Genomic DNA, 25,279 nt, shown 5'->3' on the forward strand with positions numbered 1-25,279 from the left:
GAATAGATTGGCGGGATAGTAAAGATATTTGTCCGCTCTGTTTAATTTAACCGAACGACTTTGGGGAATATTCTGCAACGGGCAGCGTATGCCCGTTGCAGAAAGGGGCTAATTACCGAACCAGACCGTGGCAGAAATGGCAGGCAGAGACAATACGCCCTCCTGGATATCCCCTTTGCCCTCTTTCAGTAACCAGGTCTGGAGATTGAGCAACGGAGAGTCGTCCAGAACAACTTCACAGGCCTCTCCGCGGTTAATCGCCACCAGCACGCGCTGCTGGTTATAGACGCGGGCAAACACCACCACGTTGTCATGGGCATAGACCACCTGACAGCCGCCGTAGCGCAGCGCCTGACTGTGCTTACGCAGTTTCGCCAGGCGCTGATAGAGTGCCAGCAGGTTTTTGTCCTGTTTCTCACTCTCCCACGGGAAGGTTTTGCGGCAGAACGGATCGTTGTTGCCATCCAGACCCACTTCATCGCCGTAGTAGATGCACGGCACACCCGGCCAGGTAAAGAGCCAGGTGACCGCCAGCGGCAGGCGCGCCACATCTTTACCTAACAGGGATTTAAAGCGCGCGGTATCGTGGCTGTCGAGCTGATTGAACATCCGCAGCTGCTGCTGATGGGACAGGCTGGCGCGATAGTTATTCATCCACGCCATACAGGTCTGGGCATCGATGTGCTGCGGATCGTAAGAGATATCGGTATTGGCGAGGAATCCCCATACCGGGAAGGTAAATCCACGGTAGTTCATCGCCGCGTCTTCCGCATCGGCCTGTAGCCACTGGCGCGCATCGCCAAAATGCTCGCCAAACACAAAGGCTTCAGGCTGCGCGGCCTTGGCCGCCTGGGTAATGCCGGTTACGTGCTGAAGATTGTTCCGCGCGCCGCCCGCTTCACCAAGCATATGCACCACGTCCAGACGCCAGCCGTCCATGTTCCACGGCGCTTTCAGCCAGTGGCGCACGATGCTGTCTTCGCCGCCGTAGATTTCGTCAACCAGCGTCGGGGACTGAAAATCGAGTTTCGGCAGGCTCGGATAGCCCAGCCAGTCGAGCGCCCGCCCCTCTTCGTTAAAACTGTACCAGTCGCGCTGGGCAGATTCCGGATTGTGACAGGCGCCGCCCGTGGCGCGATTGTGGCGGTCAAACCAGGCGTGGGAATCCCCGCTGTGGTTAAACACGCCGTCGAGAATCAGGCGCATCCCTTCACGGTGCGTGTTCTCCCGCAGGCGCAGCAGCGCCTCGTCGCCGCCAAACTGCTCGTCGACGTGGCGATAATCTTCCGTATCGTATTTATGCACGCTCGGGGCTTTAAACACCGGATTGAGGTAGAGCGCCGTCACCCCCAGTTTTTTCAGGTACGGCAGTTTTTCACTGATCCCGTCCAGATCGCCGCCGTAAAACGTCGATCCGCCGGCCTGCGCCGTCAGCGGTTCATCCCAGGTTTTACGGATAATGTCGTGGCCCGCCGCATGGTGGAAATAGACCTGATCCTGAGCGGCCGTGCGCTGCTGGCTGCGGGCAAAGCGGTCAGGGAAGATCTGGTAGAAGACCTGGTCGTACACCCACTGCGGGCCGTTGTCCGGGTTATCGACGGCAAACTGCTCCAGCCGTGCGGGTGGGAAACGGCTAAAGCCCTGCGGAGTAAACCACAGCTGGCGGTTGTTCCACAGCAGCTTAAAGCTGTAGCGACGGCGCGGCTGGCCCTGGGACAGATCAATGGTGGCTCGCCAGGCGGTGACGCCCGGCTGCGGCTGCGTGCGCTGTTTATGCATGGTCAGCGCCGTCTCTTCGTTATCCACTTCGGCGCGCAGCATGACGCGCTCCGGCTGATTTTCTCCCGTCAGCCACAGCGTAATCACTAAGTTGTCTTTGTTTTGCTTAACAAATGGGGCAACCGGAAGGTGCCAGGCGTTCAACATCACGTATCCCCTTTGATGAAATTGAGGCCACCTTGCCACAGCGTAGTGGAGGATAACTCATCATGAAAAGGTTTATTGGGGGAGGAGGTGGAGGGAGGAGGCGTTTTACCGCGAAAAGCATGTTTGCCGGGTAAGAAGAGCGCCACCCGGCATTTTTATGTTACTGCGCTTCGGCCAGCTGGCGCTCGCGGCGGCGTTTAAACGCCCATCCCACCAGCAGCAGAACAATCCACGCAAAGCCCACGTACAGGGAGATACGGGTGTCCGGGTGATAGCCAATCAGCCCAATAATAAAGACCAGGAAAATCAGGCCAACGACCGTGGTCGCGACGCCGCCCGGCACTTTAAATTTCAGCGCTTTCACCTCTTCCGGCGGCAGACGGCGGCGGAACGCAATCTGCGAAATCAGAATCATGATCCACACCCAGACCGTCGCAAAGGTCGCCAGAGACGCAATCACCAGGAAGACGTTTTCAGGCATGATGTAGTTCAGATAGACCGAGAGCAGCAGAGCGACGGTCATCACCATCACCGTGACCCACGGCGTGCCGCGACGAGAGGTTTTCGCAAACACTTTCGGCGCGTTGCCCTGCTCTACCATGCCGTGCAGCATACGCCCTACGCCGAAAACGTCGCTGTTAATGGCGGAGAACGACGCCGTGAGCACGACAAAATTCAGGATACTGGCGGCAAACGCGATGCCCAGGTGCTGGAAGGTCAGCACAAACGGACTGCCGTTAGTCCCGACTTGATTCCATGGATAGATGGACATAATCACGAACAGCGTGCCCACGTAGAACACCAGGATACGCATCGGCACCGAGTTGATGGCGCGCGGAATGGATTTCTCGGGATCTTTTGCCTCACCCGCGGTGATACCGATAATTTCGATACCGCCATAGGCAAACATCACCATCTGCAGCGACATCACCATCCCCAGCCAGCCGTTGCTGAAGAACCCGCCGTTACTCCACAGGTTGTGGATGCCGGTCGGTTGCCCGCCGTTGCCAATCCCCCAGATGATGATGCCAAAGCCCGCCACAATCATGATGATAATCGTCGCTACCTTGAAGAAGGAGAACCAGAACTCCAGCTCACCGAAGACCTTCACGCTCATCAGGTTGATGGCGCAGATGATCAGCACCACACTTAGCACCCAGATCCAGTGCGGCACCAGCGGGAACCAGACGCCCATATAGATGCCGAACGCCGTCACGTCGGCTATCGCCACGATCAGGATTTCGAAACAGTAGGTCCAGCCGGTAATGTAGCCCGCCAGCGGGCCGAGGTTTTCCTGGGCATAGCGCGAGAAAGAGCTGGCTGACGGATTGTGTACCGACATTTCACCCAGCGCGCGCATGATGATATAGGCCGCGACGCCGCCGATAATGTACGCCAGCAGCACGCTGGGTCCGGCCATTTTGATGGCATCTGCCGAGCCATAAAAAAGGCCTGTCCCGATTGCCGAGCCAAGCGCCATGAAACGAATGTGGCGGGTACTTAGCCCACGTTTGAGTCTGTTCGTGCTTTCCATTTAAATCTTGCCATTCAACTCGAAAAAAACAAAAAACCACGGGGCCATAAGCCCCGTGGTTAAACAATTTGTCGTTGATTAATGCGCGCTGGAAGTCACCTGACGCCCTGCTGCACGGTCCCAGATAATAGCCAGAACCAGTGCGACAACGGTCGGCATTAACCAGGCCAGGCCTTGCTCTGACAGCGGCAGACGCTGTGTCCAGGCTGGCAGGATCCCACCGAATGCGGATGCTTTAATCCCGTCAAGGATACCAAAAAGCAGGCTGATAAACATCGTTGGGGCAATAATTCGCGAGGAATTGTTCCACCAGGGACGGGTAAAGCTCAGCACCACCAGCACGATACACGGCGGATAAATCGCGGTCAGCACAGGAATGGAGACCTGAATCAGGTGGCTCAGACCAAGGTTAGAAACCGCCATTGAGAAGCCGCCGAGGATGAACACCAGCGTGCGGTATGACAGCGGAATATACTGGGCGAAGAACTCTGCACAGGCGCAGGTCAGGCCAACAGCCGTCACCAGACAGGCCAGGAAAATCAGTACCGCCAGCAGGAAGCTCCCCGCTCCGCCGAAGGTGTGCTGAACGTAGGCATGGAGGATCGCCGCACCGTTCGCATTTTGATCGACCAGCGTTGCGCTATCAGAACCCAGACGGAACAGCGCCAGATACAGCAGCGTCAGACCAACACCCGCCATCAGGCCAGCCCAGATGGTGTAGCGGGTCAGTAGACGCGCTTCAGTCACACCGCGAGAGCGCGCGGCGTTAACGATGACGATACCAAAGACCATCGCGCCCATGGTGTCCATGGTCAGATAGCCGTTCACAAAGCCGTTCGAGAAGGCCGCCGTTTTGTAGGCGTCCAGCGACTCGCTGATCGGGCCTGCTGGCCACATGATGGCCGCCACGGCCAGCACGATCAGCGCAAGAATTTTCATTGGCGCGAGGAAGTTACCCACGGTATCCAGCAGTTTGCCCGGATAGAGGGAGACCAGAATCACCAGCGCGAAGTAGACCAGGCTGTAAATCAGCAGCGGCAGCGCGCCATCACCGGTCAGGGGAGCAATCCCCACTTCGAAGGAGACTGTTGCGGTACGCGGGGTCGCAAACAGTGGACCCACCGCCAGATAGCACACGGTTGCCAGCAGAACGCCCGCCACTTTACCGATCGGGGTGCTGAGGCTGTCCACGCCGCCGCCGACTTTCGCCAGCGCGATCACGGTCAGAACCGGAAGACCGACCGCAGTAATCAGGAAGCCAATCGCCGCTGTCCAGACGTGTTCACCCGCCTGCAGGCCAACCATAGGAGGAAAAATGATGTTACCTGCGCCGACGAACAGCGCAAAAGTCATAAAGCCCAGCGCGATGATGTCACGCGATTTTAAATGATGGGTCATAGAACCTTACTGCCTGTGGATGTGGTGTTGAAAACGTTGAGATTTTCGCCATCCCAAAGGGGACGATACAGCGGAAAATTTACTCAATTTCAGCGGGATATGCTCCCGTCATGCCGTGGCGAAGAATAGTTTTTCGATTTACCACGTAAATACAGTCGGTATGACAGTATATGGGGCGCAATTTAAACGCTTATAACGTTTAAAGGCAAGGAGGGATCTGAAAACCAGAACAATATGCCAGCATGAAAATTCAGACCAGAACAATCCTCTAAGGTTAAGAAAAACTCATGGCTAATCATGCGAACAAAAAAGCAACAGCCGTATAAAATTCATTCACGTTTCGCTTGACTGCAAAGCAAACAGGCCAGCATACGCTGGCCTGTGGAAAGGAGGGCTGACACACACGCTATCAGGCACTTTTTTTGGCAATTAAACGTTCCGGGATAACAAAACTGAAGCGCGTGCCTTTGCCCGGCGTACTCTGAATATCGAGGCGGCTGTCGTGGTGATTCACGGCGTGCTTAACAATCGCCAGCCCCAGCCCGCTGCCGCCGGTCTGCCGCGAACGCGCTTTATCCACGCGATAGAAACGCTCGGTCAGACGCGGAATATGCTCCGGTCCAATCCCCGGCCCGTTGTCCTCCACGCTAAACTCCGCCCCCGTCGGGACGCGCTGCCAGCGCACAATAATCTGCGTGCCCTCTGGCGTATGGTTCACCGCGTTATAAACCAGGTTTGAAATCGCGCTGCGCAGTTCGTCCTCGCTGCCGAGCACCTTTAGATTGTTGTCCAGCTCAAAAGTGAACTGATGCCTTTTGTGGCTCAGGGTCTGGGCTTCCCGCTCAACCACCCGCAGCATCATCGGCACGTCGATGGTTTCATTCATCGCCAGCGTCGGTGCCGCTTCAATTTTTGACAGGGTAAGCAGCTGCTTCACCAGCCCTTCCATGCGATGCGTTTGCTCGCGCATGGTGTGCAACGCTTTCTCTCGCGGCGCCCCCTCCAGCGTCTGCTCCTGCATCATCTCCAGATACCCCTGCAGCACCGTCAGCGGCGTGCGCAGCTCATGGCTGACGTTGGCAAAGAAGTTACGCCGCGCCCCTTCGAGCTGGTGCATCTGGGTCACATCGCGCGCCACCATCAGCCACTGCTGATCGCTGTACGGCATCACGCGAAACTCAAGGTGACGGCCATTGTTCAGCACCAGATTATGCGGGCGGGTAAAGTCGCGTTTTTTTAGATACAGGGTGAATTCAGGATAACGCAGGAGGTTAAGTATATTCTGGCCGTTATCGTCCGGCCAGCGCAGCCCCAGCAGCTGTTGTGCCAGGCCATTACACCAGAACATCGTCCCTTCTTCGGTGGTCAGAATCACCGCATCCGGCAGCGATTCGGCGCCGCTGCGAAAGCGTTTGATCAGGCTTCCAAGCTCACGACGGCGCTTTTTATTTCGCATCTGCATCTGATGCAAGCCGTAAAGCAACGGCTCCCAGCTGCCGCTACCGGGCGGTGGCGTCATGCTGCGATCGACCCACAGCCACCAGGAGAGACGCAGTAAATTCCAGAAATGCCAGACCAGCAGACCGGTCACTGCCGCCAGTAAAAACCACGGCAGATAACCAAAAATCGCCCCCAGAATGGCGGCGGGAATACAACATAAGATCAGTTCAAAAACGAGCCTTTTCCATGACAGACGTTCCAGCACGCGTCACACTCCTGTCATTGTTCAGAAACGGGTCGAAAACCGATAACCCGTACCGCGGACCGTCTGCACCATACGATCGTGGCCGCTGTGTTCCAGCGCTTTACGCAAGCGGCGAATGTGGACATCGACCGTCCTGTCTTCGACATAGACGTTAGTCCCCCAGACGTTATTCAGCAACTGTTCGCGGCTGTAGACGCGTTCCGGGTGAGTCATAAAGAAGTGCAAAAGTTTGAATTCTGTCGGGCCCATATCCAGCGGGTTTTCGCCGGTCATCACGCGATGCGAGGTCGGGTCGAGGCTTAACCCCTGCATTTCGATCACCTCTTCCACCGCCATCGGCGAAATACGGCGCATGACGGCTTTGATACGCGCCACCAGCTCTTTCGGCGAGAACGGCTTGGTGATGTAATCATCCGCGCCGGTCTCAAGACCGCGCACGCGATCTTCCTCTTCACCGCGCGCCGTCAACATTACCACCGGGATATCGCGGGTCATCGCTTCGCGTTTAATGTGCTTGATAAATTGCAGGCCAGAACCGCCGGGCAACATCCAGTCAAGCAGAATCAAATCGGGCCAGGGTTCGTTGAGTTGATTCACCGCGCTGTCATAATCTTCCGCCTCAACCGGCTGGAAGCCATTTTGTTCGAGCACGAAGCACACCATTTCGCGAATCGGAGCTTCATCTTCTACGACCAGAATACGTCTCGCCATACTTTGCCCTGTCTTATTAAAGTATCAGTTTGTAATGCGGCGTCATTATGCGTCAGATTTATGACAGATTTATGAAAAACATTACCACCATGAATGGCAAACTGTTGTTTTATTACAGCGGTTATTTTCCAGCCCCTGAAAGCTTATAATCCCCTTCACCCTTTTTTGCCATGGAACTGTTATGCGCATACTCCACACCTCGGACTGGCATCTGGGGCAAAATTTTTACAGCAAAAGTCGCGCCGCCGAACATGAAGCGTTCCTGAACTGGCTGCTGGAGACGGCGCAGTCGCAGGAGGTGGATGCGATCATCGTTGCCGGGGACATTTTTGATACCGGCTCGCCGCCGAGCTATGCGCGTGAGCTGTATAACCGCTTCGTGGTCAATCTGCAGCAAACAGGCTGCCATCTGGTGATCGTCGCGGGCAACCACGATTCCGTCGCCACGCTCAACGAATCCCGCGATATTCTTGCGTTTCTGAATACCACTGTAGTGGCAAACGCCGGACATGCCCCGCAAATCCTCAAAAAACGCGACGGAACGCCGGGCGCCGTGCTTTGCCCTATTCCTTTTTTACGCCCGCGTGACATCGTTCAGAGCCAGGCGGGGCTTTCTGGCGGCGAAAAACAGCAGCATCTGCTGCAGGCCATCACGGACTATTATCACCAGCAGTACGCCGAGGCCTGTGCGCTGCGCGGTGATGCGCCGCTGCCGGTCATTGCTACCGGGCATCTGACCACCGTCGGTGCCAGCAAAAGTGACGCGGTGCGCGAAATTTATATTGGTACGCTGGATGCGTTCCCGGCACAGAATTTCCCGCCAGCGGATTACATCGCGCTCGGTCACATTCACCGCGCGCAGATCATTGGCGGCTGCGAGCATATCCGCTACTGCGGCTCACCGATCTCCCTCAGCTTTGATGAAACCGGCAAAGGCAAAAGCGTGCATCTGGTGAGTTTTGCCGAGGGCAAACTGAGCGCAGTCGAGACGTTAACCGTACCGGTGACACAACCGCTGGCGATGCTCAAAGGCGATCTGGCCGCCATTTCTGCGCAGCTTGAACAGTGGCGCGGCCTGGAACAGTCGCCTCCCGTCTGGCTGGATATTGAAATCAGCACCGATGAATATCTGCACGACATGCAGCGCAAAATCCAGACCCTGACCGACGATCTGCCGGTAGAGGTATTGTTGGTGCGCCGCAGCCGCGAACAGCGCGAGAAAATTCTCTTAAGCGCACAGCGAGAAACCCTCAGCGAATTAAACGTGGAAGAGGTATTTGAGCGCCGCCTGGCGCAGGAAGCGCTGGATGACGCACAGCGCACGCGCCTCAACGAACTCTTTACCCAGACCCTGCACGCGCTGCATGACGAGGAAAACAACGCATGAAAATTCTCAGCCTGCGTCTGAAAAACCTCAACTCCCTAAAGGGCGAGTGGAAAATCGACTTCACCGCCGAGCCGTTTGCCAGCAACGGCCTGTTTGCTATAACGGGCGCGACCGGTGCGGGTAAAACGACCCTGCTCGATGCCATCTGCCTGGCGCTGTACCACGAGACGCCGCGTCTGAACACGGTGTCGCAATCGCAAAACGATCTCATGACCCGCGACACGGCGGAGTGCCTCGCCGAAGTGGAGTTCGAAGTGAAAGGCGTGGCCTATCGCGCATTCTGGAGCCAGAACCGCGCCCGTAATCAGCCGGACGGGAACTTACAGGCACCGCGCGTGGAGCTTGCCCGGTGCGAAGACGGCAAAATTCTCGCCGATAAGGTGAAAGATAAACTCGATCTGACTGCCTCCCTGACCGGGCTGGATTATGGCCGTTTCACCCGTTCGATGCTGCTGTCGCAGGGGCAGTTCGCGGCGTTTTTAAATGCCAAACCCAAAGAGCGCGCCGAGCTGCTGGAAGAGCTGACCGGCACCGAGATCTACGGCCAAATCTCCGCCATGGTGTTTGAAAAACACAAAACGGCAAGAACCGAGCTGGAGATGCGCGAAGCGCAGGCGGCAGGCGTGGTGCTGCTGAGCGAAGAACAGCAACAGCAGCTCCATCAGGGTTTGCAAGCACTGACTGACGAAGAAAAAACGCTGCTCAGTGAACAGCAAAACCGCCAGGCACAACATCAGTGGCTGGTGCGCAGCGAAGAGCTGGCGCGTGAACAGCTGCGCGCGCAATCGGCACATCAACAGGCGTTACAGGCACAGGCCGACGCCCAACCGGAACTGCTTAAACTGCAGCAGGCACAACCTGCGCTGGCGCTGCGCCCGCTCTGGGACCGTGAGCAGGAGCAGGCGTCAACGCTCACCCGCACGCAGCAGCAGATTGCCGAAGTAAATACTCGCTTACTTTCACGCAAGGGCCAGCGGGCGCGGATCCGTAACGGCGCAATGCGTGAGGCAGAGCGGATCCAGTCACAGCACAAATCCCTCGCCAACTGGATCGACGAACACAGCCACTTCGGGCTATTGAGCCAGCACATTGGCGGCTGGCGCGCGCTATTTACCCAGCAGCAGCGGGATAAATCTCAGGCAGTGGCGCTGGGTAAGCGTCTGACTGAACTGCAACAAAAACTGGCCGCGCTGCCACTCACTCCCCTGACGCTATCCGCAGAAGAGACCGCCCAGGCGCTAGAGCATCAGGTGCAGTATCGCCCGACGCGTCAGCGTCTCGCCACACTGCATGCCCGCTATCAGCCGCTGCAAAAACGGCTGTTACAGATGCGGGCAACGCAGGAAAAAGACCTGGCCGCGCAGGCCACGCTTGATCAAACCCTGGCTGCGCGACGCCAGCAGTACAAAGAGAAAAACCAGCACTATCTGGATCTGAAAACCCTGTGCGAACAGGAAGCGCTGATCAAGGGTCTGGAGGCGCACCGCGCCAGCCTCGAGGCGGGTAAACCCTGCCCGCTGTGCGGTGCAACCGAACATCCTGCCGTGGCGCATTATCAGGCGCTGGAGGTTAGCGCTAACCAACGTCGCCGCGATGAACTGCACGCCGAAGTGAAACGGCTTGAAGAAGAGGGACTGTTGCTGCGCGGACAGCTGAAAGCGCTGATAGACCAGCGTGAGCGCGAAACCGCAGAAACCCTGACGCTCACTCAGGAGGAGCAAACGCTCACACAGGAGTGGCAGTCAGTGTGCGCGTCACTGAAGACGAGCCTGAACATTCAGGAAGATATTGCCCCCTGGCTGGAAGAGCAGGAACAGTACGAGCGCCAGCTGTATCAGCTCAGCCAACGCCTGGCCTTGCAGAATCAGCTCAACGAACTGGAACAGCAGATTCACCAGATTCAGCAGCAGATTGAGACCCAGCGCCAGACCTTGCTGAACGCATTAATGCCGCTCGCTCTCACCGCGCCGCAAGAGGGCGAAGAGAGCGCGTGGCTGGCACTGCGTGAAACCGAATCGAATGAGTGGCAGGAAAAACAGAGGCAGCTGACGGCCCTTCAGGAACAAATGAACGCCCTGATGCCGCTTCTCGACACGCTGCCCGCATCCGAAGATGAAACGGCGGACGAGCCGGTCCCCAATAACTGGCGCGATATCCACAACGACTGTATCTCCCTGCAAAGCCAGCTCACCACCCTGCAACAGCAGGAGCAGAGCGATCGCGAGCGTCTGGCACAGCTGCAAACCCAGTTTGCAGCTGCGCTCCAGGAGAGCAGTTTTGCCAGTGAAGCCGCGTTCCTTGCCGCACTGCTTGATGGCGATACCGTGCGCAAGCTGGAACAGCTGAAACACACGCTGGAACAACAGCTCCAGCAATCTTCTGCGCTGGCCTTACAGGCGGATCAGCAGCGTCTGGAGCATATGGAAAAGCAATCGGAAGCGCTACCGGCAGATCTGGACGTACAGGCATTGCAGGTGCAATTACAGCACCTGGCACAGCAGCTGCGCGAAAATACGACGCGTCAGGGCGAGATCCGCCAGCAGCTGAAGCAGGACAGTGACAACCGTCTTCATCAGCAGGGCTTGATGCAGCAGATTGAAGAAGCCGCGCGTCTCGCGGATGACTGGGGATATCTGAACGCGCTGATCGGTTCCAGCACCGGCGACCGGTTCCGTAAATTTGCTCAGGGGCTGACCCTCGACAATCTGGTGTGGCTGGCCAACCAGCAGCTTAACCGTCTGCACGGGCGCTATCTGCTGCAACGCAAGGCCAGCGATGCGCTGGAGCTGGAAGTGGTTGATACCTGGCAGGCCGACGCCGTGCGCGATACGCGCACCCTCTCCGGCGGGGAGAGTTTCCTGGTAAGCCTTGCGCTGGCGCTGGCGCTGTCCGATCTGGTGAGCCATAAAACGCGAATAGATTCCCTGTTCCTTGATGAGGGCTTTGGTACGCTGGACAGCGAAACGCTGGATATGGCGCTGGATGCGCTCGATGCCCTGAACGCCACGGGCAAAACCATCGGCGTCATCAGCCATGTCGAGGCGATGAAAGAGCGCATACCGGTGCAGATCAAAGTGAAGAAAATTAACGGGCTGGGCTACAGCAAGTTAGACAGAGCCTTTGCGGTGGAGTAAGCGCGATCACTGGGGGCTTTCCGGCCCCCATTCTTTTATGTCAGGGGATTAGAAATCGCAAAAAGCCTGACGTTTCCATCAGGCTTTTTCACAGCAGAATACAACGGGTAATCAGTTAGGCCACAACCACGCCGCGCCGCGCACACCGCTGGAATCCCCGTGCACCGCTTTGCGGATCGGCGTTTCGCATTCACCGCCGAACACCCACTGCTTCACCAGCTGCGGAACCGTGGTGTAGATACGGTCGACGTTGCTCATCCCGCCGCCCAGCACGATCACATCCGGGTCGAGAATGTTCACCACGTGCGCCAGGGATTTCGCCAGGCGCATTTCATAGCGGCTCAGCGCCAGTTCGGCCACCGCATCCTGTTCTTCTACCAGACGCATAATTTCGTTGCCCTTGAGCGGTTGTCCGCTCAGGCGGCGGTAGTCGGTGGCAAAGCCGGTCCCGGAGATGAAGGTTTCGATACAGCCCTGTTTGCCGCAATAGCATGGCACTTCGGCGCGATATTTCAGTTCGTCTTCGTCCATCCACGGCAGCGGATTGTGCCCCCACTCGCCCGCCGTCCCGTTGCCGCCGGTATGGGCGCGACCGTTGAAGGCCACGCCTGCACCGCAGCCGGTGCCGATAATGACCGCAAACACGGTCTGTGCGCCCGCCGCCGCGCCGTCAATCGCTTCGGAGACAGCGAGACAGTTGGCGTCATTTGCCAGCCGCACTTCGCGGTTCAGGCGCGCGCTCAGATCTTTATCAAACGGCTGACCGTTCAGCCAAGTAGAATTCGCGTTTTTTACCACGCCGGTGTATGGCGAAATCGAGCCTGGAATCCCCATCCCAACTGAGCCGGTCTGCCCTGTGGCTTTTTCCGCCATCTCCACCAGCAGTGCGATGGTTTCGATAGTCTGCTGGTAGTCGTCACGTGGCGTCGGAAGACGATGTCTAAAGAGCTGCTCGCCGCGATCGCTCAGCGCAATGACTTCTGTTTTGGTGCCGCCCAAATCAATACCAATACGCACAGGACTCTCCTCATTATTTTGATTATCAACAGAGTAGAAGCAGGCTACCCGATTAGCAATGCAAGCACTGCCACAATTCGTTATCATGCCCGCTGATTTAACGACAAGGCCGTGGAAATTATCATGCTGTGGTTCAAAAATTTGATGGTTTACCGTCTCAGCCGCGACGTTTCGCTGCGTGCGGAAGAGATGGAAAAACAGTTAGCCGCTTACACCTTTACCCCATGCGGTAGCCAGGATATGGCAAAAACCGGTTGGGTTTCTCCGATGGGTTCTCAAAGCGATGCGCTGACCCACTCGACAACCAATGGTCAAATCATTCTTTGCGCGCGCCAGGAACAGAAAATCCTGCCGTCACCGGTGGTGAAGCAGGCGCTGGAAGCGAAGATCTTCAAGCTGGAGGCCGAACAGGGCCGCAAGCTGAAAAAAACGGAAAAAGATTCCCTGAAGGATGAAGTGCTGCACTCTCTGCTGCCTCGCGCCTTTAGCCGATTCAGCCAGACCATGATGTGGATCGACACCGTGAACGGTCTGATCATGGTGGACTGCGCCAGCGCCAAGAAAGCAGAAGATACGCTGGCTCTGCTGCGTAAGAGCCTGGGCTCGCTGCCGGTGGTTCCGCTGGCGATGGAAAATCCGATTGAACTGACCCTCACCGAATGGGTACGCAGCGGCAGCGCGGCGCAAGGTTTCCAGCTGCTGGACGAAGCCGAGCTAAAAGCGATCCTCGAAGATGGCGGTGTGATCCGCGCGAAGAAGCAGGATCTGGTCTGCGACGAAATCGCAGTCCATATCGAAGCCGGCAAACTGGTGACCAAGCTGGCACTCGACTGGCAGCAGCGCATTCAGTTCGTGATGTGCGACGATGGCTCGATTAAGCGTCTGAAGTTCTGCGATGAGTTGCGCGATCAAAACGAAGATATCGATCGTGAAGATTTCGCCCAGCGTTTTGATGCGGACTTTATCCTGATGACGGGTGAGCTGGCGGCATTGATTCAGAATCTGGTGGAAGGTTTAGGCGGCGAAGCGCAGCGCTAAATTCTCAAATCAGAAAAGCAGGCCGGGTCAGCGTCAACGCTACCCGGCCTTTTTTTATTTCAGATAACGGCACAGATAAGAGGTTGGCTCTGCAACCTGCAGGTTGAACTCGCTGTGGCCAGGGACGTTGAAAACTTCTCCGGCGGTGTACGCCTTCCATTCGGTTTCGCCAGGCAACAGCACGTTCAGCGCGCCGCTAATCACCGTCATCTCTTCAGGCTCTGCGGTACCAAAGGTATATTCCCCTTCAGCCATAACGCCCACACTGGCACGGCCAGTACTGCTGCTGGTAAAACCAATGGATTTCACTTTACCGGAAAAGTATTCGTTACTCGAAAGCATGAACTGGCCCTTATGTCTTTGGATAAAAATCCACTATAGGGGCCATCCTCCGTGCCTGTCACGCAAAATCATCAGGCCAGTAATTCAGACGCCAGACGGGTTACCAGAACGTTCGAGAGCAGCACCGGTACATCGAGGGCTTTTTGCAACAAATCACGATGTCGCTGATGAAAACCGAGACAATCGAGCATCAAAACGTCGGCGCCCTGCTCCAGCAGTTCACGTCCTGCCGAAATCAGTTTGGCTTCGCTATCCCAGATCGGGTTTGCCAGGGCAAACAGCGGCGGTTTTTGCAGGACTTTCCACTTCGCTATCTGGTTCTCCAGCAGCTCTGCAATCGGCACGATTACCCCGACCTGATGCCCGTCGACAATCGAGGCCACCAGCGGAGGAATAATCCGCATCGGTTCAAGGAGGATAGCGTTTCGCGCCATAAGACCCGAAATCGGGGCGGTGCTCATTAACAGGATGACGTCATATCCTTGATTATCGAGCACTTCGATCACGCCCTGTAAAGCACGCTCGATTTTGTGATGTGAAACATGCGCGAGTTTACCGTCGCTTAACAATGTCGGCAGGGTCACCTCATTATCTGCAGGTGCGTAGTCTTCCATGACCTCTTCCCGACTCATCTTGCCGAGCAGGCTAAGATGGGTGATTTGCTGTTCGGAGACATGCTCAGTTAAGAGCGGTAACACTTCGCTGACAGGGACCACCCCGATGGTGAGGATCGCCAATGTTGCCTTCATCGTTTTCGCCTTTCTTCACTACCATTGCGATAATACAGGCACAAGCTCAATACGCTGCGCGGTTCTTGTTTCAGCTTAAACAGGTCAAAAGCGTAGCAGCATATCCCTACTCCGAAATGTAAAGATCCAACGCCCGGTCTGAATCTCACTGTAATAACTAAATATTAACCCCCACTTAACATTCACGCTGAGTTAAAAGTGTGATTCAGGCACGGTTGTTATCGATTTCAGATTTGTATCAGGACTTTTCAGGATCTTCGTAGCGGCGCTTGGCATCCAGTGCTTCCTGCTCAGTTTCATGTTCGCTGATCAGGGAGTCCGGCTTTGGGTGGTCCGCACGCAGTTGATACCAGGTCACGGTTTGGGCACCGGTGCCTTTTTCAATAGTGACAATGCGCGCTTCACGTGGGTATGGCGGTCTGGTTGGCATAGTTCATCCTTTTTTAACGGCTAAACTATGAGTATAGACGCCTGCTAGCTGGCGCAAGCCAAACGCAGGGCGGTAACAATCTGATTTACGACCTGTTCCGGCGACTGTGCGGCGTCGATCACGTGGTGCGCCGCTTCGCGATACAGGGCGTCGCGCTCGGCGAGGATCTCGCTCACCTCTTCGCTGATTGGTTTCCCGGTCAGCGTGGGGCGTTGCCCCTCTTCCGGGAATGCTTCCAGGCGCTCCACCAGCGTAGATACGGGCGCGCACAGGTAAATCACAATCCCTTTCTCGCGCATAAACTGGCGATTACGCTCTGCGAGGATAATGCCGCCGCCGGTAGCAATGATGGTCGACGGTGCGGTTACCGCTTCCAGCGTGTCGCTTTCACGCGCGCGGAAACTTTCCCAGCCTTCTTTTTCGACAATCTCAGCTATGGTCTGGCGGGCCTGAGTTTGCAGCCAATGATCGGTATCGACAAACTGGCTCTGACTGACACGCGCCAGTTCAAGGCCGACGGTCGTTTTACCGCAGCCACGGGGGCCAACTAAAAAGATGGGTTGGGTCATAGCCAGGTGTTCCCCTTGATACCGCATGGTTGCGGTGTGTAATGTCGAAAAACGAGCAATAATACCATTAAACTAGTACGCAAGGTAACTGTAAAAATAGGATTACAACAAGATTATGTTTGTATGACAGAGAGCGTCTGGCGTGCTTTTAACGCTTGTTCTCTGTAAAGAAATTATTGCATGAGCGGGTACGTCAACTTTACTGTAAAGCACCAGGCGATGACAACCCTGCGGTTGCCACACTATATCACAAAACAGCAATGCTTATCATTACGCAGTACGGCGCTTCACTTCCAGCAGCCATTTATCCAGCTCGGCCGCGAACTGCTGGCGGTCACGCTGCGAGAGCGAATCCGGCCCACCGGTCTGCACACCGCTGGCGCGCAGGGTATCCATAAAATCACGCATGGTCAGTTTTTGGCGGATCGTCGCCGGTGAGTAGCGTTCACCGCGCGGATTCAGCGCCGCTGCGCCCTTCTCCAGCACCTCTGCCGCCAGAGGAATATCGGCAGTAATCACCAAATCCTCAGGGCTGCACAGGCGCACAATTTCGTTATCCGCCACGTCAAACCCGGCCGGAACGCGCATTGAACGGATAAATTTCGACGGCGGAATACGCAGATTCTGGTTTGCCACCAGCGTTAGCGGCATCTGCACGCGCTCAGCCGCGCGGAATAAAATTTCTTTAATGACATTCGGACACGCATCCGCATCCACCCAAATCGCCATAGTTTCTCCCCTGGATGACATTGGTGGCTATTGTCGCCTGCTTTTCGTTGTTAAGCTATAAATCAGAACTCACAACGGATAATAACGGAGAGACGTGATGGACAAAAAAATCGGTTTTATCGGCTGCGGCAATATGGGAAAAGCCATTCTCGGCGGTCTGATTGCCAGCGGTCAGGTATTGCCAGGGCAGATTTGGGTCTATACCCCGTCACCGGATAAAGTTGCCGCGCTGCATGATGAATACGGCATTAATGCCGCCGAAAGCGCACAGGATGTCGCGCAGATTGCCGACATCGTCTTTGGCGCCGTTAAACCTAACATCATGATTAAAGTGCTGAGCGATATCACCTCCAGCCTGAACAAAGACACGCTGGTGGTCTCCATTGCGGCGGGCGTGACCCTCGATCAGCTGGCACGCGCCCTGGGTCACGACCGAAAAATTGTCCGCGCGATGCCAAACACGCCGTCGCTGGTCAATGCGGGAATGACCTCCGTGACGCCTAACGCGCTGGTAACAGCAGAAGACGTGGCCGATGTGCTGAACATCTTCCGCTGCTTTGGCGAAGCGGAAGTGATTGCCGAATCGATGATCCATCCGGTGGTGGGCGTCAGCGGTTCCGCGCCTGCGTATGTGTTCATGTTTATTGAAGCGATGGCTGATGCCGCCGTGCTCGGCGGGATGCCGCGCGCGCAGGCTTACAAATTTGCCGCGCAGGCGGTAATGGGCTCCGCCAAAATGGTGCTGGAAACGGGCAAACATCCAGGCGAACTGAAAGACATGGTGTGTTCACCGGGCGGCACCACCATTGAAGCCGTGCGCGTTCTCGAAGAGCGCGGATTCCGCTCGGCGGTGATTGAAGCGATGAATAAGTGCATGGAAAAATCAGAAAGTCTCAGCAAATCCTGATGACGCGCGCCGGGCGTCAGGCTGCCACTTCGGTGCGGTTGCGTCCGGCATTTTTCGCTTTGTAGAGCGCCACATCGGCGGCTTTTAGCCACTCGCGATAATGGCCAAATTCAGGCGTTAACGTTGCCACGCCAACGCTTATCCGCAGTCGTACCTGCGGCGCGCAGGGTAGCGTTAAGGTTGCCAGCCGCTCATGGACACGCGACATGGCCGCAATGGCACTCTCCGCTGGCGTGCCGCTCATGATCACCGCAAATTCGTCACCGCCGAAGCGTCCGATAAGATCCCCGGCGCGCAGCGCTAGTTGCAGCTGTCGGGTGACGGCAATGATCGCCTCATCGCCCACATCATGCCCCCAGGTATCGTTGATACTCTTGAAATGATCGATATCGATAATCAGGATCGCCGCCTCGCGATGGCTGCGCCGACAGGTGTCGTATTCATTACGCAATAAAATTTCCCAGTGACGCCGGTTAAACACGCCGGTCATACCGTCACGGGTGCTCATCAGCTCCAGGCGGCGCTTGTGCTCTGCCAGACGGATGGCGGTCTGATAGCTGACCCAGGCAAAGTAGATCGGGTAGAGAACCATCGCCGGCAGCGCCAGCCAGAGTTCCTGCGAAGAGAGGGTAAAGGTGGGGGAGACGCCGGTGAGTTTCAGGGTGATCAGGGACGCAATAATCGTCATGGTTGCACCAGCCGTGAACAATTTGACGCCCCCTGCCCCCATCAGATTCATGCCTATCATTATTGTCAGTGCCGCCGTGGGAAGTACATTCAGCCCCATCAGCCCCATCCAAATTCCCGCCATAATGGCATCGACTTTCAGGTTCTTTATTTCGCTGGCTCGCGGATCGGCGGCGCGGTAAGCCAACTGCCAGGCGAGATGTGGCCAGACAAACGCCCAGCCCACCAGCACCAGCCACCAGAGGCCAGGCGGAGACTGAGCGACCAGCGCGCCTGCGACAGGGAAAAACATCGCCGCTAACCCGAACATCCGCGGCAGTCTTACCCGCCGGGCAAATCGGATTCCGGAACGATGGTGGTCATCCTGAGAAAGGTTCTGGGGCCACTCTTCTCGCGTGACGTCTTTATTGTAAAAGTTATCGTCATTCATAATTTTTGGGAACATTCTGAAACATTTCCCAAATTATAGAGACGGGTGTTGTGGGGAAAGTATGAAATTTCGGGTGAGCCGCTGGCACCGCTCACCCGTTAGGACTACGCGGATTTCTTCAGGCAGGCGCTCATAAATTTACTGCGGTCTTCCCCTTTCAGGGATTGCTGCGTCGCCAGGCCGTTACATTCGCGCATCTTTTGTTGCTGCGGCGTGAGGCTCTTTTCGCCCGGTTTCGACGAACTGTTTTTCAGGCAATCGCTCATGTACGTTTTACGCGCATCACCTTTCAGCGTCTGGGCTGTCGCCTGTTGATTACAGGTGGTCATCCGTTGCTGCTGCGGAGTGAGCGTTTTTTCGGCGGCGGACGCCACAGACATCAGGAGCAGAGAAGAGAGCAGGGTTACAGTAAGAGTCAGTTTCATAACACCATCCTTTTGTGAAGGTTCACAGTAAGTCTGGTTCGTGGCGGGAAAAATACCACCCGACGGAAGGGGATTTCCGCCGGGCGATCGCTTTATTTCAGGCCAAGAGCGGCTTTCATGGTGTAGAACAGATCCGTTTGATCCGTCAGCCCGACCACATTTGCCGCGTGCGGGCCATACGCCGCGATGCGCAGCTGTGTGCCGGTATGTTCCATGGAATCGCCTTCGGAGTTGCCATAGCTCATCACCATTACCGCACCGTCTTTGGTGTTCAGCGCCTGAGTCAGGCCTGGCGCTTTGGTATCAGGTGCCACGATCTGGCTGGCGTGCGCATGGTCAGCGGTCACTACCACGAGGGTGTTGCCATCTTTCTTCGCGAACGCCAGCGCTTTCTGCACGGCTTCATCAAGATCGACGGTTTCGCCAATCTGACCGCACGGATTCGCCGCATGATCCTGTTTATCAATCGACGCGCCTTCAACCTGCAGGAAGAAGCCCTTCTCGCCCTTGCTCAGCAAAGTGATGGCTTTGTCGGTCATCTGCGCCAGCGTCGGAACGCTGTCATCGCGTTTCGGGTTTGGCGTGCAGGTCACCGCCGGTTTGTCGATGTTGCCGTGGTAAGAAGCTTTTGGCCCTTCCCAGCGCACCGGCATGTTGCCGTCCGAGAACAGGCCGAGCAGCGGCTTGTCCTGGCCCGCTTCGGTGATCGCCGCCAGAGAAGCGGCATCGCTCACCAGCTGATAACCCCGCGCCTGCGCCTGTTCACGCAGAGTTTTGCCCTGCCATTCTCCGGCCGTCGCGGTTTCCGCGAATGTTTTCGCCCCGCCGCCCAGCGTCACATCGGCGCGGGCATTCAGCAGCTGTTCGGTGATGGAGCCTTTACCGCCCTTTTCCAGCGCATTGGTCGGGCATTTTTCGCTGGTCACGGACGGGCCGTAGCATTTACGCGACGTCACATGCGCCACCAGCGCCGCTGGCGTTGCATCCTGCAGTTCAGCCGTTGAGACGTTACCTGTCGCAAGGCCAGCCGCCTTCGCCATCTCCAGAATGGTCTGGTGATCCTTTTCGTGAATATCGACGCCCAGCGCGCCGTTATAGGTTTTCACGCCCGTGGTCCACGCCGTGGCGGAGGCCGCCGAGTCGGTCACGTAATCAGGCTTACCGGTTTTTTTATCCACCGCGTAGTGGGTGTATTGTCCGGTCAACGGCAATGCGTCAATACCTTTAAAAAAGCCGCCGGCCCCTTCGGCATAATTTCGCGCGGCGGTGATTTCGGAATCGCCCATCCCATCACCAATCAGCAAAATAATATTTTTAGCCGGTTTATCATTTAGCGATGCACGCAGCGCTTCGGTTTGATCTTCTGACAGACGGCGTGCGCCGCCCGGCTGCGTGATATCTCCCTGAGCCGCGCGATTATCCAGCACCTGGGTATTCGTGGTGTCGGCATAAATGGCAGGGGTAAATAATAAAGGCAGTAATGCGATGAAAAGTGCGCTCTGTTTCACTTTATTTCTCCATGTACAAATACATAAAAATAAACAGAGCGACTATAGGCACAACTTATGACAATGCTATGACAGGTTTTTAGATTCTGTGACAGATTAACTACGAGGATGCCGCAACAGCTTTTTTACGTATTGCTGTAGCATTTCGCTATCCTGAATCGGCACTTGAGAGTCGGGCCTGGCATCCTCCAGCGCGCCCTCAATACTTCGGATCAGCGCCTGCTGATCGGTCTGCGCCATTTGCCGTAAAAGGGCCGTGACAACGATTTCTAACGCTTCAACCTGGGCAACCAGTTCTTTTGACTCTTCTTCCTTTTGGGCAAGCTTAACCAGCAACTCTGCAATGAGATTTTTCATCGTGCTATTTCCTTATCAGGTTTTTGCTGACGGTATCATTACGGTTGATTATTGCAAAGAGGCGAAAAGTATTATCTTTATGAAAAAACACGCTATGTCGCAAATAACGATGATTTATCGTCAGCGAAACGTTTTGCTATTATAAAAACTGATTGCGTGGCAGCAAAATAGTAGAAAGCAGGCGCCATTATTTTTGATAACAGCGCCTGTTATGTGTAAATACATAATATATCTTCTTTACGTCGCGATATTCGCCATTTTCTGACGGCGACGGCGTAATGCTATCGCGAGCTGGATAACGTTCAGTAACACCACCACTGCCGTAGCGGCAAATACCCAGCGGAATCCGGCCATCGCGGAAACGGTCGCGCCCATTAACGGGCCTGCGACATTCCCCAGATACATAAATGACTGGTTATAACCAAAGATGCGTCCGGTGACCTGATCGCTTGAGTATTTCACCAGCAGGGTTTGTACCGCAGGCAGCATCGCCCCATCGGCAAACCCGAGCAGGAAGCGCAGCACGCCGAGCTGGAACGGCGAGGTGACGAAGGACATCGCGAAAAACAGCACCACGGCGATAATCAGGGTCGCCATTAATATCCGCGCCGTACCGATACGATCCCCGAGCTTACCCAGTCGTGGGGCAGAGATCAGCGCGGAAACGCCTGGCACGGCGGCGATCATCCCGCTCAGGAACGCAATATTGTTGCTGTCCGGCGCCATGGATTTGATAAACAGCGCCAGAATCGGGCCGATGGAACCGTTGCACAGCTGAATCACCAGCGTTGTCACAAAAAGGCTGATCATCAGGCCGGGGTAGGGCAGCGTGGCAAAAACCGCTTTACCGCTCAGGCGATCGGCTTTGCTGACCGTCGGGCGCACGCCCTCTTTAATGAGGAACAAGGTCACCAGAAAACTCACCATCAGCAGCATCGCGGTAATGAAAAACACCGCGCGCAAGCCGACGTGGTCAGCCAGAAAACCACCCATCAACGGACCGCCAATGACGCCGCTGATTTGCGCGGTCGAGAGTGTGCTGATCGCCCAGCCGCTGCGCTCGCGCGGAACCTGCGACGCCACCAGCGCCATCGCGTTAGGAATATAACCGGACGTCAGCCCCATCAGGCCGCGCAGGAGAAAGAGCTGCCAGACGTTAGTGGCATAGGCCTGCAGCAGGATGGCGATCGCCATCCCCAGCGAGGCGCGCAGGAGCATCAGCTTGCGCCCTTTGCGATCCGCAAGGCTGCCCCACATGGGCGAGACAATGGCGGAAACCAGGAAAGTAATACTGAAGGTCAGACCCGACCACATCGACAGCGCTTCGTGGGACGACACGCCGAGCTGGGAGACATACAGCGGCAGGAAGGGCAAAATCTGGCTGATCGCAAGACCGGTGAAAAAACAGCCAAACCAGACCGATATAAGGTTGACTTTCCAGGATTCCATAACAGGCAAACTCTTCATTTTTAGGCGAATTCGCCGACAGATTAGCAAGTTGCATCACATCACGTAGCGCCAGAGGTGCGGCAGCGACAACTTTGGTGTTTTATCTCCCCAGTCATCATATTTGTGAAACAAGTCACAAATCATCCACTTTTTGGTGGTGAATTATGCTTTAACGACAGAGGCCAAAACCGCGCATTCCGAGGTGAAAATGGTTGGCGTGCGCCGCGTTATACTCCGGCCCAAGCCCGTTACCGTAGTAATCGCAGCTGGCGCTCAGCAGCGCGCGCAGCCAGGGTTGTGTTTTGTCGTTGCGCCAGCCGCGCAGCACCGTCACCCGCTCGCCGTCTGCCAGCTGAAACGCGCTGATATCGAGCGCTTCGGCGCTGGCATGTTCGCTGCGACGCGCATCAGGCCGGTTATAGATATTGCGACAGGCAAAGCTGCCGAGATGCTCCACGCGCGTCAACGGGCTGCCCATCATCGTCTGAGTGAGCGGCCGGGCCTTTTGATGGATAAACAGCGCGGAACTCAGGGCCAGCGGGCAGCTGGCGATAAAGCTGCTGCTCAGGGAGACCGGGCCGAAACTGCGCACCCGCACGACGCCGTTGAGCGGGCACTCTCCGGCACTGTCCGCCAGCGCCTGGGTCTGGATGAGCTGTTTTTGATTGGCCTGCTCCAGTAGACTGACACAGGCTTCGGGCGTCAGGCGACGCAGCTTAAACTGGCTGATTTTCCCCGGCGGATCGTCGAGCGAAAGCGGGGTAAACGGGTTGTAATACGACGGCAGCCAGCGATAGCCCATCACCGCCGCACCCACAACAATCAGACAGACCAGCACACTTTTCCCTCGCACAATCCCTCCTCGTGAATAGCTCAAAACATTATGGCAGAAGGCGGCGAAACCCACAGAACATCGTGGTATGTTATGGCCTTTGATGAGTCAGACTGGAAAAAAGTGAAGATGGCGAAGCAGCGGGTAGGAATTGTTTTTGGGGGAAAATCGGCAGAACACGAAGTGTCGCTGCAGTCGGCCAAAAATATCGTTGATGCGATTGATAAGAGCCGTTTTGATGTCGTACTGCTGGGGATTGATAAGCAAGGCCAGTGGCACGTCAACGATGCCAGTCAGTATCTGCTGAACGCAGACGATCCGGCGCATATCGCGCTGAATCCATCAGATATCAGCGTTGCAACCGTTCCGGGCGTCGTGCAGGGCCAGCTGATTAACGCGGGGAATGCGCAAGCGCTGTCGCAGATTGACGTGGTTTTCCCGATTGTACACGGCACCCTGGGCGAAGACGGTTCCCTGCAAGGGATGTTGCGTATGGCGAACCTGCCGTTCGTCGGCTCCGATGTCCTTGGCTCTGCGGCTTGCATGGATAAAGACGTGACCAAACGCCTGCTGCGTGACGCCGGGCTGAACATCGCGCCGTTTGTGACGCTCACGCGCGCCAATCGCCAGCGCTACACCTTTGCCCAAATCACTTCTCAGCTCGGCCTGCCGCTCTTCGTAAAGCCGGCGAACCAGGGCTCTTCCGTTGGCGTTAGCAAAGTGACCAGCGAAGCACAGTTCACCGAAGCCGTGCGTCTGGCGTTTGAATTTGACCACAAAGTGGTGGTTGAGCAAGGGATTAAAGGCCGCGAGATCGAGTGCGCGGTGCTGGGCAATGATTTCCCGCAAGCCAGTACCTGTGGCGAAGTGGTGCTGAACAGTGATTTCTACTCGTACGACACCAAGTACATCGATGATAAAGGGGCGCAGGTAGTGGTCCCGGCGGTGCTGGATCCGGAAATCAATGACAAGATCCGCGCTATCGCGATTGAAGCCTATCAGGCACTCGGCTGCGGCGGAATGGCGCGCGTTGACGTGTTCCTGACGGCAGAGAATGACGTGATCATCAATGAAATCAATACGCTGCCAGGGTTTACCAATATCAGCATGTACCCGAAACTGTGGCAGGCGAGCGGTATCAGTTATCCGGATTTGATCACCCGTCTGATCGAACTGGCGCTGGAGCGTCATGCCGCTGACAGCGCCCTGAAAAGCTCCGTAAACGGTTAATCCGCTTTTTCGGCGCTCTCGACCGTTTCCGTCGTCGGCTCTTCAGGTCGACGGCGGATAATAAAGCCCGCCAGCCAGAAACTGATCACCCAGGTCACCAGCCCCACCGCATAGGTTTGCCAGCCTTTCGCTTCAAATCCCAGCAGCCCAACAACACCGTTAAGAATAAAAATCAGGCCAATCGCAAAGGCGTAATAATGCCAGTCACGGCGTAGTTTGGCAGACAGCTTCATGGCAACTCCGGCAGAATAAAAAGATATCCTCTCACAGTTTTCTCATGCGGTCTGTGGCGGATGCGGAAAATCTTAAATGCGTCGCAATTTAACTTAAGTCAGCAAAATGTGATGTAAGACATAAATTGCTAAACCAGGAGCATTCCCTCGTCCAAATTACCACGATTCTGATATTGACAAATGCTATGACCTGTCAGACTCACCTTGTATGACTGGCACATTGCCAGAATGAAATAGGGGGAGGTTTTTATGGCAGACTTTACACTGGCGAAGCCGATTTTTGGTGGCAAAAAACCGAGAACCTCCACGTCCGGCAACATCGCCTATGCCCTGTTTGTGCTGTTCTGTTTCTGGGCAGGGTCACAGCTTCTGAATATGCTGGTGCATGCACCGGGCGTTTATGAACACCTGATGCAGGTCCAGGACACAGGCCGACCGCATGTTGAAATTGGTTTAGGTGTCAGCACCATCTTCGGATTGATTCCGTTTCTCGCAGGCTGTGCCATCCTCGGTGTGATAGCCCTGGTGCTGCGCTGGCGTCGTCATCACTGA

Annotated in this window: 24 protein-coding genes; 6 read left to right on the top strand and 18 right to left on the bottom strand. The window is 56.0% G+C overall.

Features of this window, described 5'->3' with window-relative positions:
• Positions 1-108 precede the first annotated feature (108 nt).
• The 5 genes from malZ to phoB all read right to left on the bottom strand — a co-directional run bounded on the left by malZ (position 109) and on the right by phoB (position 7,274).
• The gene (gene malZ, locus OVA10_RS19730) at positions 109-1,926 is read right to left on the bottom strand and encodes a maltodextrin glucosidase (RefSeq protein ID WP_268196659.1); all 1,818 of its coding nucleotides are present in this window, start codon (positions 1,924-1,926) and stop codon (positions 109-111) included.
• A gap of 160 nt (positions 1,927-2,086) precedes the next feature.
• Complete coding sequence (gene proY, locus OVA10_RS19735; RefSeq protein ID WP_181827404.1) at positions 2,087-3,460, bottom strand: proline-specific permease ProY; 1,374 nt, start codon at positions 3,458-3,460, stop codon at positions 2,087-2,089.
• A 78-nt stretch (positions 3,461-3,538) separates the two neighbouring features.
• The gene (gene brnQ / locus OVA10_RS19740) at positions 3,539-4,858 is read right to left on the bottom strand and encodes a branched-chain amino acid transporter carrier protein BrnQ (RefSeq protein WP_100777441.1); all 1,320 of its coding nucleotides are present in this window, start codon (positions 4,856-4,858) and stop codon (positions 3,539-3,541) included.
• 409 nt (positions 4,859-5,267) lie between these two features.
• Positions 5,268-6,563, bottom strand: coding sequence for a phosphate regulon sensor histidine kinase PhoR (gene phoR, locus OVA10_RS19745; RefSeq protein WP_123429395.1), 1,296 nt, complete (start codon positions 6,561-6,563; stop codon positions 5,268-5,270).
• Between the two features lie 21 nt (positions 6,564-6,584).
• Entirely contained in the window at positions 6,585-7,274 is a 690-nt protein-coding gene (gene phoB / locus OVA10_RS19750) for a phosphate response regulator transcription factor PhoB (protein WP_095280962.1), read from the bottom strand.
• A 181-nt stretch (positions 7,275-7,455) separates the two neighbouring features.
• On the opposite strand from phoB, the gene sbcD reads away from it, so the two are divergent.
• Both sbcD and sbcC read left to right on the top strand, forming a co-directional pair.
• Positions 7,456-8,661: an exonuclease subunit SbcD gene (sbcD, locus tag OVA10_RS19755; RefSeq protein ID WP_123429396.1), complete on the top strand. Its 1,206-nt coding sequence runs from the start codon at positions 7,456-7,458 to the stop codon at positions 8,659-8,661.
• Positions 8,658-11,795, top strand: coding sequence for an exonuclease subunit SbcC (sbcC, locus tag OVA10_RS19760; protein ID WP_268196660.1), 3,138 nt, complete (start codon positions 8,658-8,660; stop codon positions 11,793-11,795). The genes sbcD and sbcC overlap by 4 nt, the downstream gene beginning before the upstream one ends.
• Before the next feature lie 111 nt (positions 11,796-11,906).
• On the opposite strand, the gene mak is transcribed toward sbcC, so the two are convergent.
• Positions 11,907-12,812 carry a fructokinase gene (gene mak / locus OVA10_RS19765; protein WP_268196661.1) on the bottom strand — a complete coding sequence of 302 codons (906 nt, stop codon included), beginning with the start codon at positions 12,810-12,812 and terminating at the stop codon, positions 11,907-11,909.
• A 123-nt stretch (positions 12,813-12,935) separates the two neighbouring features.
• Between mak and rdgC the strand changes: the two genes are divergently transcribed.
• Complete coding sequence (gene rdgC / locus OVA10_RS19770; protein WP_100777446.1) at positions 12,936-13,850, top strand: recombination-associated protein RdgC; 915 nt, start codon at positions 12,936-12,938, stop codon at positions 13,848-13,850.
• 54 nt (positions 13,851-13,904) lie between these two features.
• Here rdgC and ppnP read toward each other — a convergent pair whose 3' ends face one another.
• From ppnP to OVA10_RS19795, 5 genes are all read right to left on the bottom strand, one after another.
• On the bottom strand, positions 13,905-14,192 hold the full coding sequence (ppnP, locus tag OVA10_RS19775; protein WP_100777447.1) for a pyrimidine/purine nucleoside phosphorylase: 288 nt from the start codon (positions 14,190-14,192) through the stop codon (positions 13,905-13,907).
• Between the two features lie 71 nt (positions 14,193-14,263).
• Positions 14,264-14,941, bottom strand: a complete 678-nt coding sequence (locus OVA10_RS19780) for an AroM family protein (RefSeq protein WP_100777448.1) — start codon at positions 14,939-14,941, stop codon at positions 14,264-14,266.
• Between the two features lie 238 nt (positions 14,942-15,179).
• Positions 15,180-15,371: a protein YaiA gene (gene yaiA / locus OVA10_RS19785; RefSeq protein WP_100777449.1), complete on the bottom strand. Its 192-nt coding sequence runs from the start codon at positions 15,369-15,371 to the stop codon at positions 15,180-15,182.
• 44 nt (positions 15,372-15,415) lie between these two features.
• Positions 15,416-15,940, bottom strand: coding sequence for a shikimate kinase AroL (gene aroL, locus OVA10_RS19790; RefSeq protein WP_102104321.1), 525 nt, complete (start codon positions 15,938-15,940; stop codon positions 15,416-15,418).
• Positions 15,941-16,210: 270 nt separating this feature from the next.
• Positions 16,211-16,669, bottom strand: coding sequence for a YaiI/YqxD family protein (locus tag OVA10_RS19795; RefSeq protein ID WP_100777451.1), 459 nt, complete (start codon positions 16,667-16,669; stop codon positions 16,211-16,213).
• 97 nt (positions 16,670-16,766) lie between these two features.
• On the opposite strand from OVA10_RS19795, the gene proC reads away from it, so the two are divergent.
• Positions 16,767-17,576: a pyrroline-5-carboxylate reductase gene (gene proC, locus OVA10_RS19800; protein WP_102104322.1), complete on the top strand. Its 810-nt coding sequence runs from the start codon at positions 16,767-16,769 to the stop codon at positions 17,574-17,576.
• 16 nt (positions 17,577-17,592) lie between these two features.
• Here the strand turns inward: proC and adrA are convergent, their stop codons facing one another.
• The 6 genes from adrA to OVA10_RS19830 all read right to left on the bottom strand — a co-directional run bounded on the left by adrA (position 17,593) and on the right by OVA10_RS19830 (position 23,285).
• Positions 17,593-18,708, bottom strand: a complete 1,116-nt coding sequence (gene adrA / locus OVA10_RS19805; protein WP_268196662.1) for a diguanylate cyclase AdrA — start codon at positions 18,706-18,708, stop codon at positions 17,593-17,595.
• Positions 18,709-18,797: 89 nt separating this feature from the next.
• Entirely contained in the window at positions 18,798-19,118 is a 321-nt protein-coding gene (gene psiF / locus OVA10_RS19810; RefSeq protein ID WP_102104324.1) for a phosphate starvation-inducible protein PsiF, read from the bottom strand.
• Between the two features lie 92 nt (positions 19,119-19,210).
• Positions 19,211-20,626: an alkaline phosphatase gene (gene phoA / locus OVA10_RS19815; RefSeq protein ID WP_181827399.1), complete on the bottom strand. Its 1,416-nt coding sequence runs from the start codon at positions 20,624-20,626 to the stop codon at positions 19,211-19,213.
• Positions 20,627-20,722: 96 nt separating this feature from the next.
• Positions 20,723-20,983 (bottom strand): anti-adapter protein IraP, encoded by a 261-nt coding sequence (gene iraP, locus OVA10_RS19820; protein ID WP_100777456.1) that lies wholly within the window; start codon positions 20,981-20,983, stop codon positions 20,723-20,725.
• Positions 20,984-21,220: 237 nt separating this feature from the next.
• The gene (locus OVA10_RS19825; protein WP_102104326.1) at positions 21,221-22,432 is read right to left on the bottom strand and encodes a multidrug efflux MFS transporter; all 1,212 of its coding nucleotides are present in this window, start codon (positions 22,430-22,432) and stop codon (positions 21,221-21,223) included.
• A gap of 169 nt (positions 22,433-22,601) precedes the next feature.
• On the bottom strand, positions 22,602-23,285 hold the full coding sequence (locus tag OVA10_RS19830; protein ID WP_100777458.1) for an extensin-like domain-containing protein: 684 nt from the start codon (positions 23,283-23,285) through the stop codon (positions 22,602-22,604).
• A gap of 108 nt (positions 23,286-23,393) precedes the next feature.
• On the opposite strand from OVA10_RS19830, the gene ddlA reads away from it, so the two are divergent.
• Positions 23,394-24,494 (top strand): D-alanine--D-alanine ligase, encoded by a 1,101-nt coding sequence (ddlA, locus tag OVA10_RS19835; RefSeq protein ID WP_123429443.1) that lies wholly within the window; start codon positions 23,394-23,396, stop codon positions 24,492-24,494.
• On the opposite strand, the gene OVA10_RS19840 is transcribed toward ddlA, so the two are convergent.
• Positions 24,491-24,727, bottom strand: a complete 237-nt coding sequence (locus OVA10_RS19840; RefSeq protein WP_102104328.1) for a DUF2754 domain-containing protein — start codon at positions 24,725-24,727, stop codon at positions 24,491-24,493. The two genes, ddlA and OVA10_RS19840, sit on opposite strands and share 4 nt — an antisense overlap.
• Before the next feature lie 249 nt (positions 24,728-24,976).
• On the opposite strand from OVA10_RS19840, the gene OVA10_RS19845 reads away from it, so the two are divergent.
• Positions 24,977-25,279, top strand: a complete 303-nt coding sequence (locus tag OVA10_RS19845; protein ID WP_100777460.1) for a DUF2755 family protein — start codon at positions 24,977-24,979, stop codon at positions 25,277-25,279.

This window comes from Lelliottia sp. SL45, from assembly GCF_026672535.1.
GTDB classification, from domain to species: Bacteria; Pseudomonadota; Gammaproteobacteria; order Enterobacterales; family Enterobacteriaceae; genus Enterobacter; species Enterobacter nimipressuralis.

Coding starts and splice junctions, on each gene's coding strand:
- brnQ (WP_100777441.1), bottom strand. CDS start 4,858: ATGACCCATCATTTAAAATCGCGTGACATCATCGCGCTGGGCTTTATG.
- psiF (WP_102104324.1), bottom strand. CDS start 19,118: ATGAAACTGACTCTTACTGTAACCCTGCTCTCTTCTCTGCTCCTGATG.
- adrA (WP_268196662.1), bottom strand. CDS start 18,708: ATGTTCCCAAAAATTATGAATGACGATAACTTTTACAATAAAGACGTC.
- OVA10_RS19845 (WP_100777460.1), top strand. CDS start 24,977: ATGGCAGACTTTACACTGGCGAAGCCGATTTTTGGTGGCAAAAAACCG.
- proC (WP_102104322.1), top strand. CDS start 16,767: ATGGACAAAAAAATCGGTTTTATCGGCTGCGGCAATATGGGAAAAGCC.
- rdgC (WP_100777446.1), top strand. CDS start 12,936: ATGCTGTGGTTCAAAAATTTGATGGTTTACCGTCTCAGCCGCGACGTT.
- sbcD (WP_123429396.1), top strand. CDS start 7,456: ATGCGCATACTCCACACCTCGGACTGGCATCTGGGGCAAAATTTTTAC.
- yaiA (WP_100777449.1), bottom strand. CDS start 15,371: ATGCCAACCAGACCGCCATACCCACGTGAAGCGCGCATTGTCACTATT.
- ddlA (WP_123429443.1), top strand. CDS start 23,394: ATGGCGAAGCAGCGGGTAGGAATTGTTTTTGGGGGAAAATCGGCAGAA.
- OVA10_RS19795 (WP_100777451.1), bottom strand. CDS start 16,669: ATGGCGATTTGGGTGGATGCGGATGCGTGTCCGAATGTCATTAAAGAA.
- OVA10_RS19825 (WP_102104326.1), bottom strand. CDS start 22,432: ATGGAATCCTGGAAAGTCAACCTTATATCGGTCTGGTTTGGCTGTTTT.
- sbcC (WP_268196660.1), top strand. CDS start 8,658: ATGAAAATTCTCAGCCTGCGTCTGAAAAACCTCAACTCCCTAAAGGGC.
- iraP (WP_100777456.1), bottom strand. CDS start 20,983: ATGAAAAATCTCATTGCAGAGTTGCTGGTTAAGCTTGCCCAAAAGGAA.
- OVA10_RS19840 (WP_102104328.1), bottom strand. CDS start 24,727: ATGAAGCTGTCTGCCAAACTACGCCGTGACTGGCATTATTACGCCTTT.
- proY (WP_181827404.1), bottom strand. CDS start 3,460: ATGGAAAGCACGAACAGACTCAAACGTGGGCTAAGTACCCGCCACATT.
- aroL (WP_102104321.1), bottom strand. CDS start 15,940: ATGACCCAACCCATCTTTTTAGTTGGCCCCCGTGGCTGCGGTAAAACG.
- ppnP (WP_100777447.1), bottom strand. CDS start 14,192: ATGCTTTCGAGTAACGAATACTTTTCCGGTAAAGTGAAATCCATTGGT.
- malZ (WP_268196659.1), bottom strand. CDS start 1,926: ATGTTGAACGCCTGGCACCTTCCGGTTGCCCCATTTGTTAAGCAAAAC.
- phoB (WP_095280962.1), bottom strand. CDS start 7,274: ATGGCGAGACGTATTCTGGTCGTAGAAGATGAAGCTCCGATTCGCGAA.
- OVA10_RS19780 (WP_100777448.1), bottom strand. CDS start 14,941: ATGAAGGCAACATTGGCGATCCTCACCATCGGGGTGGTCCCTGTCAGC.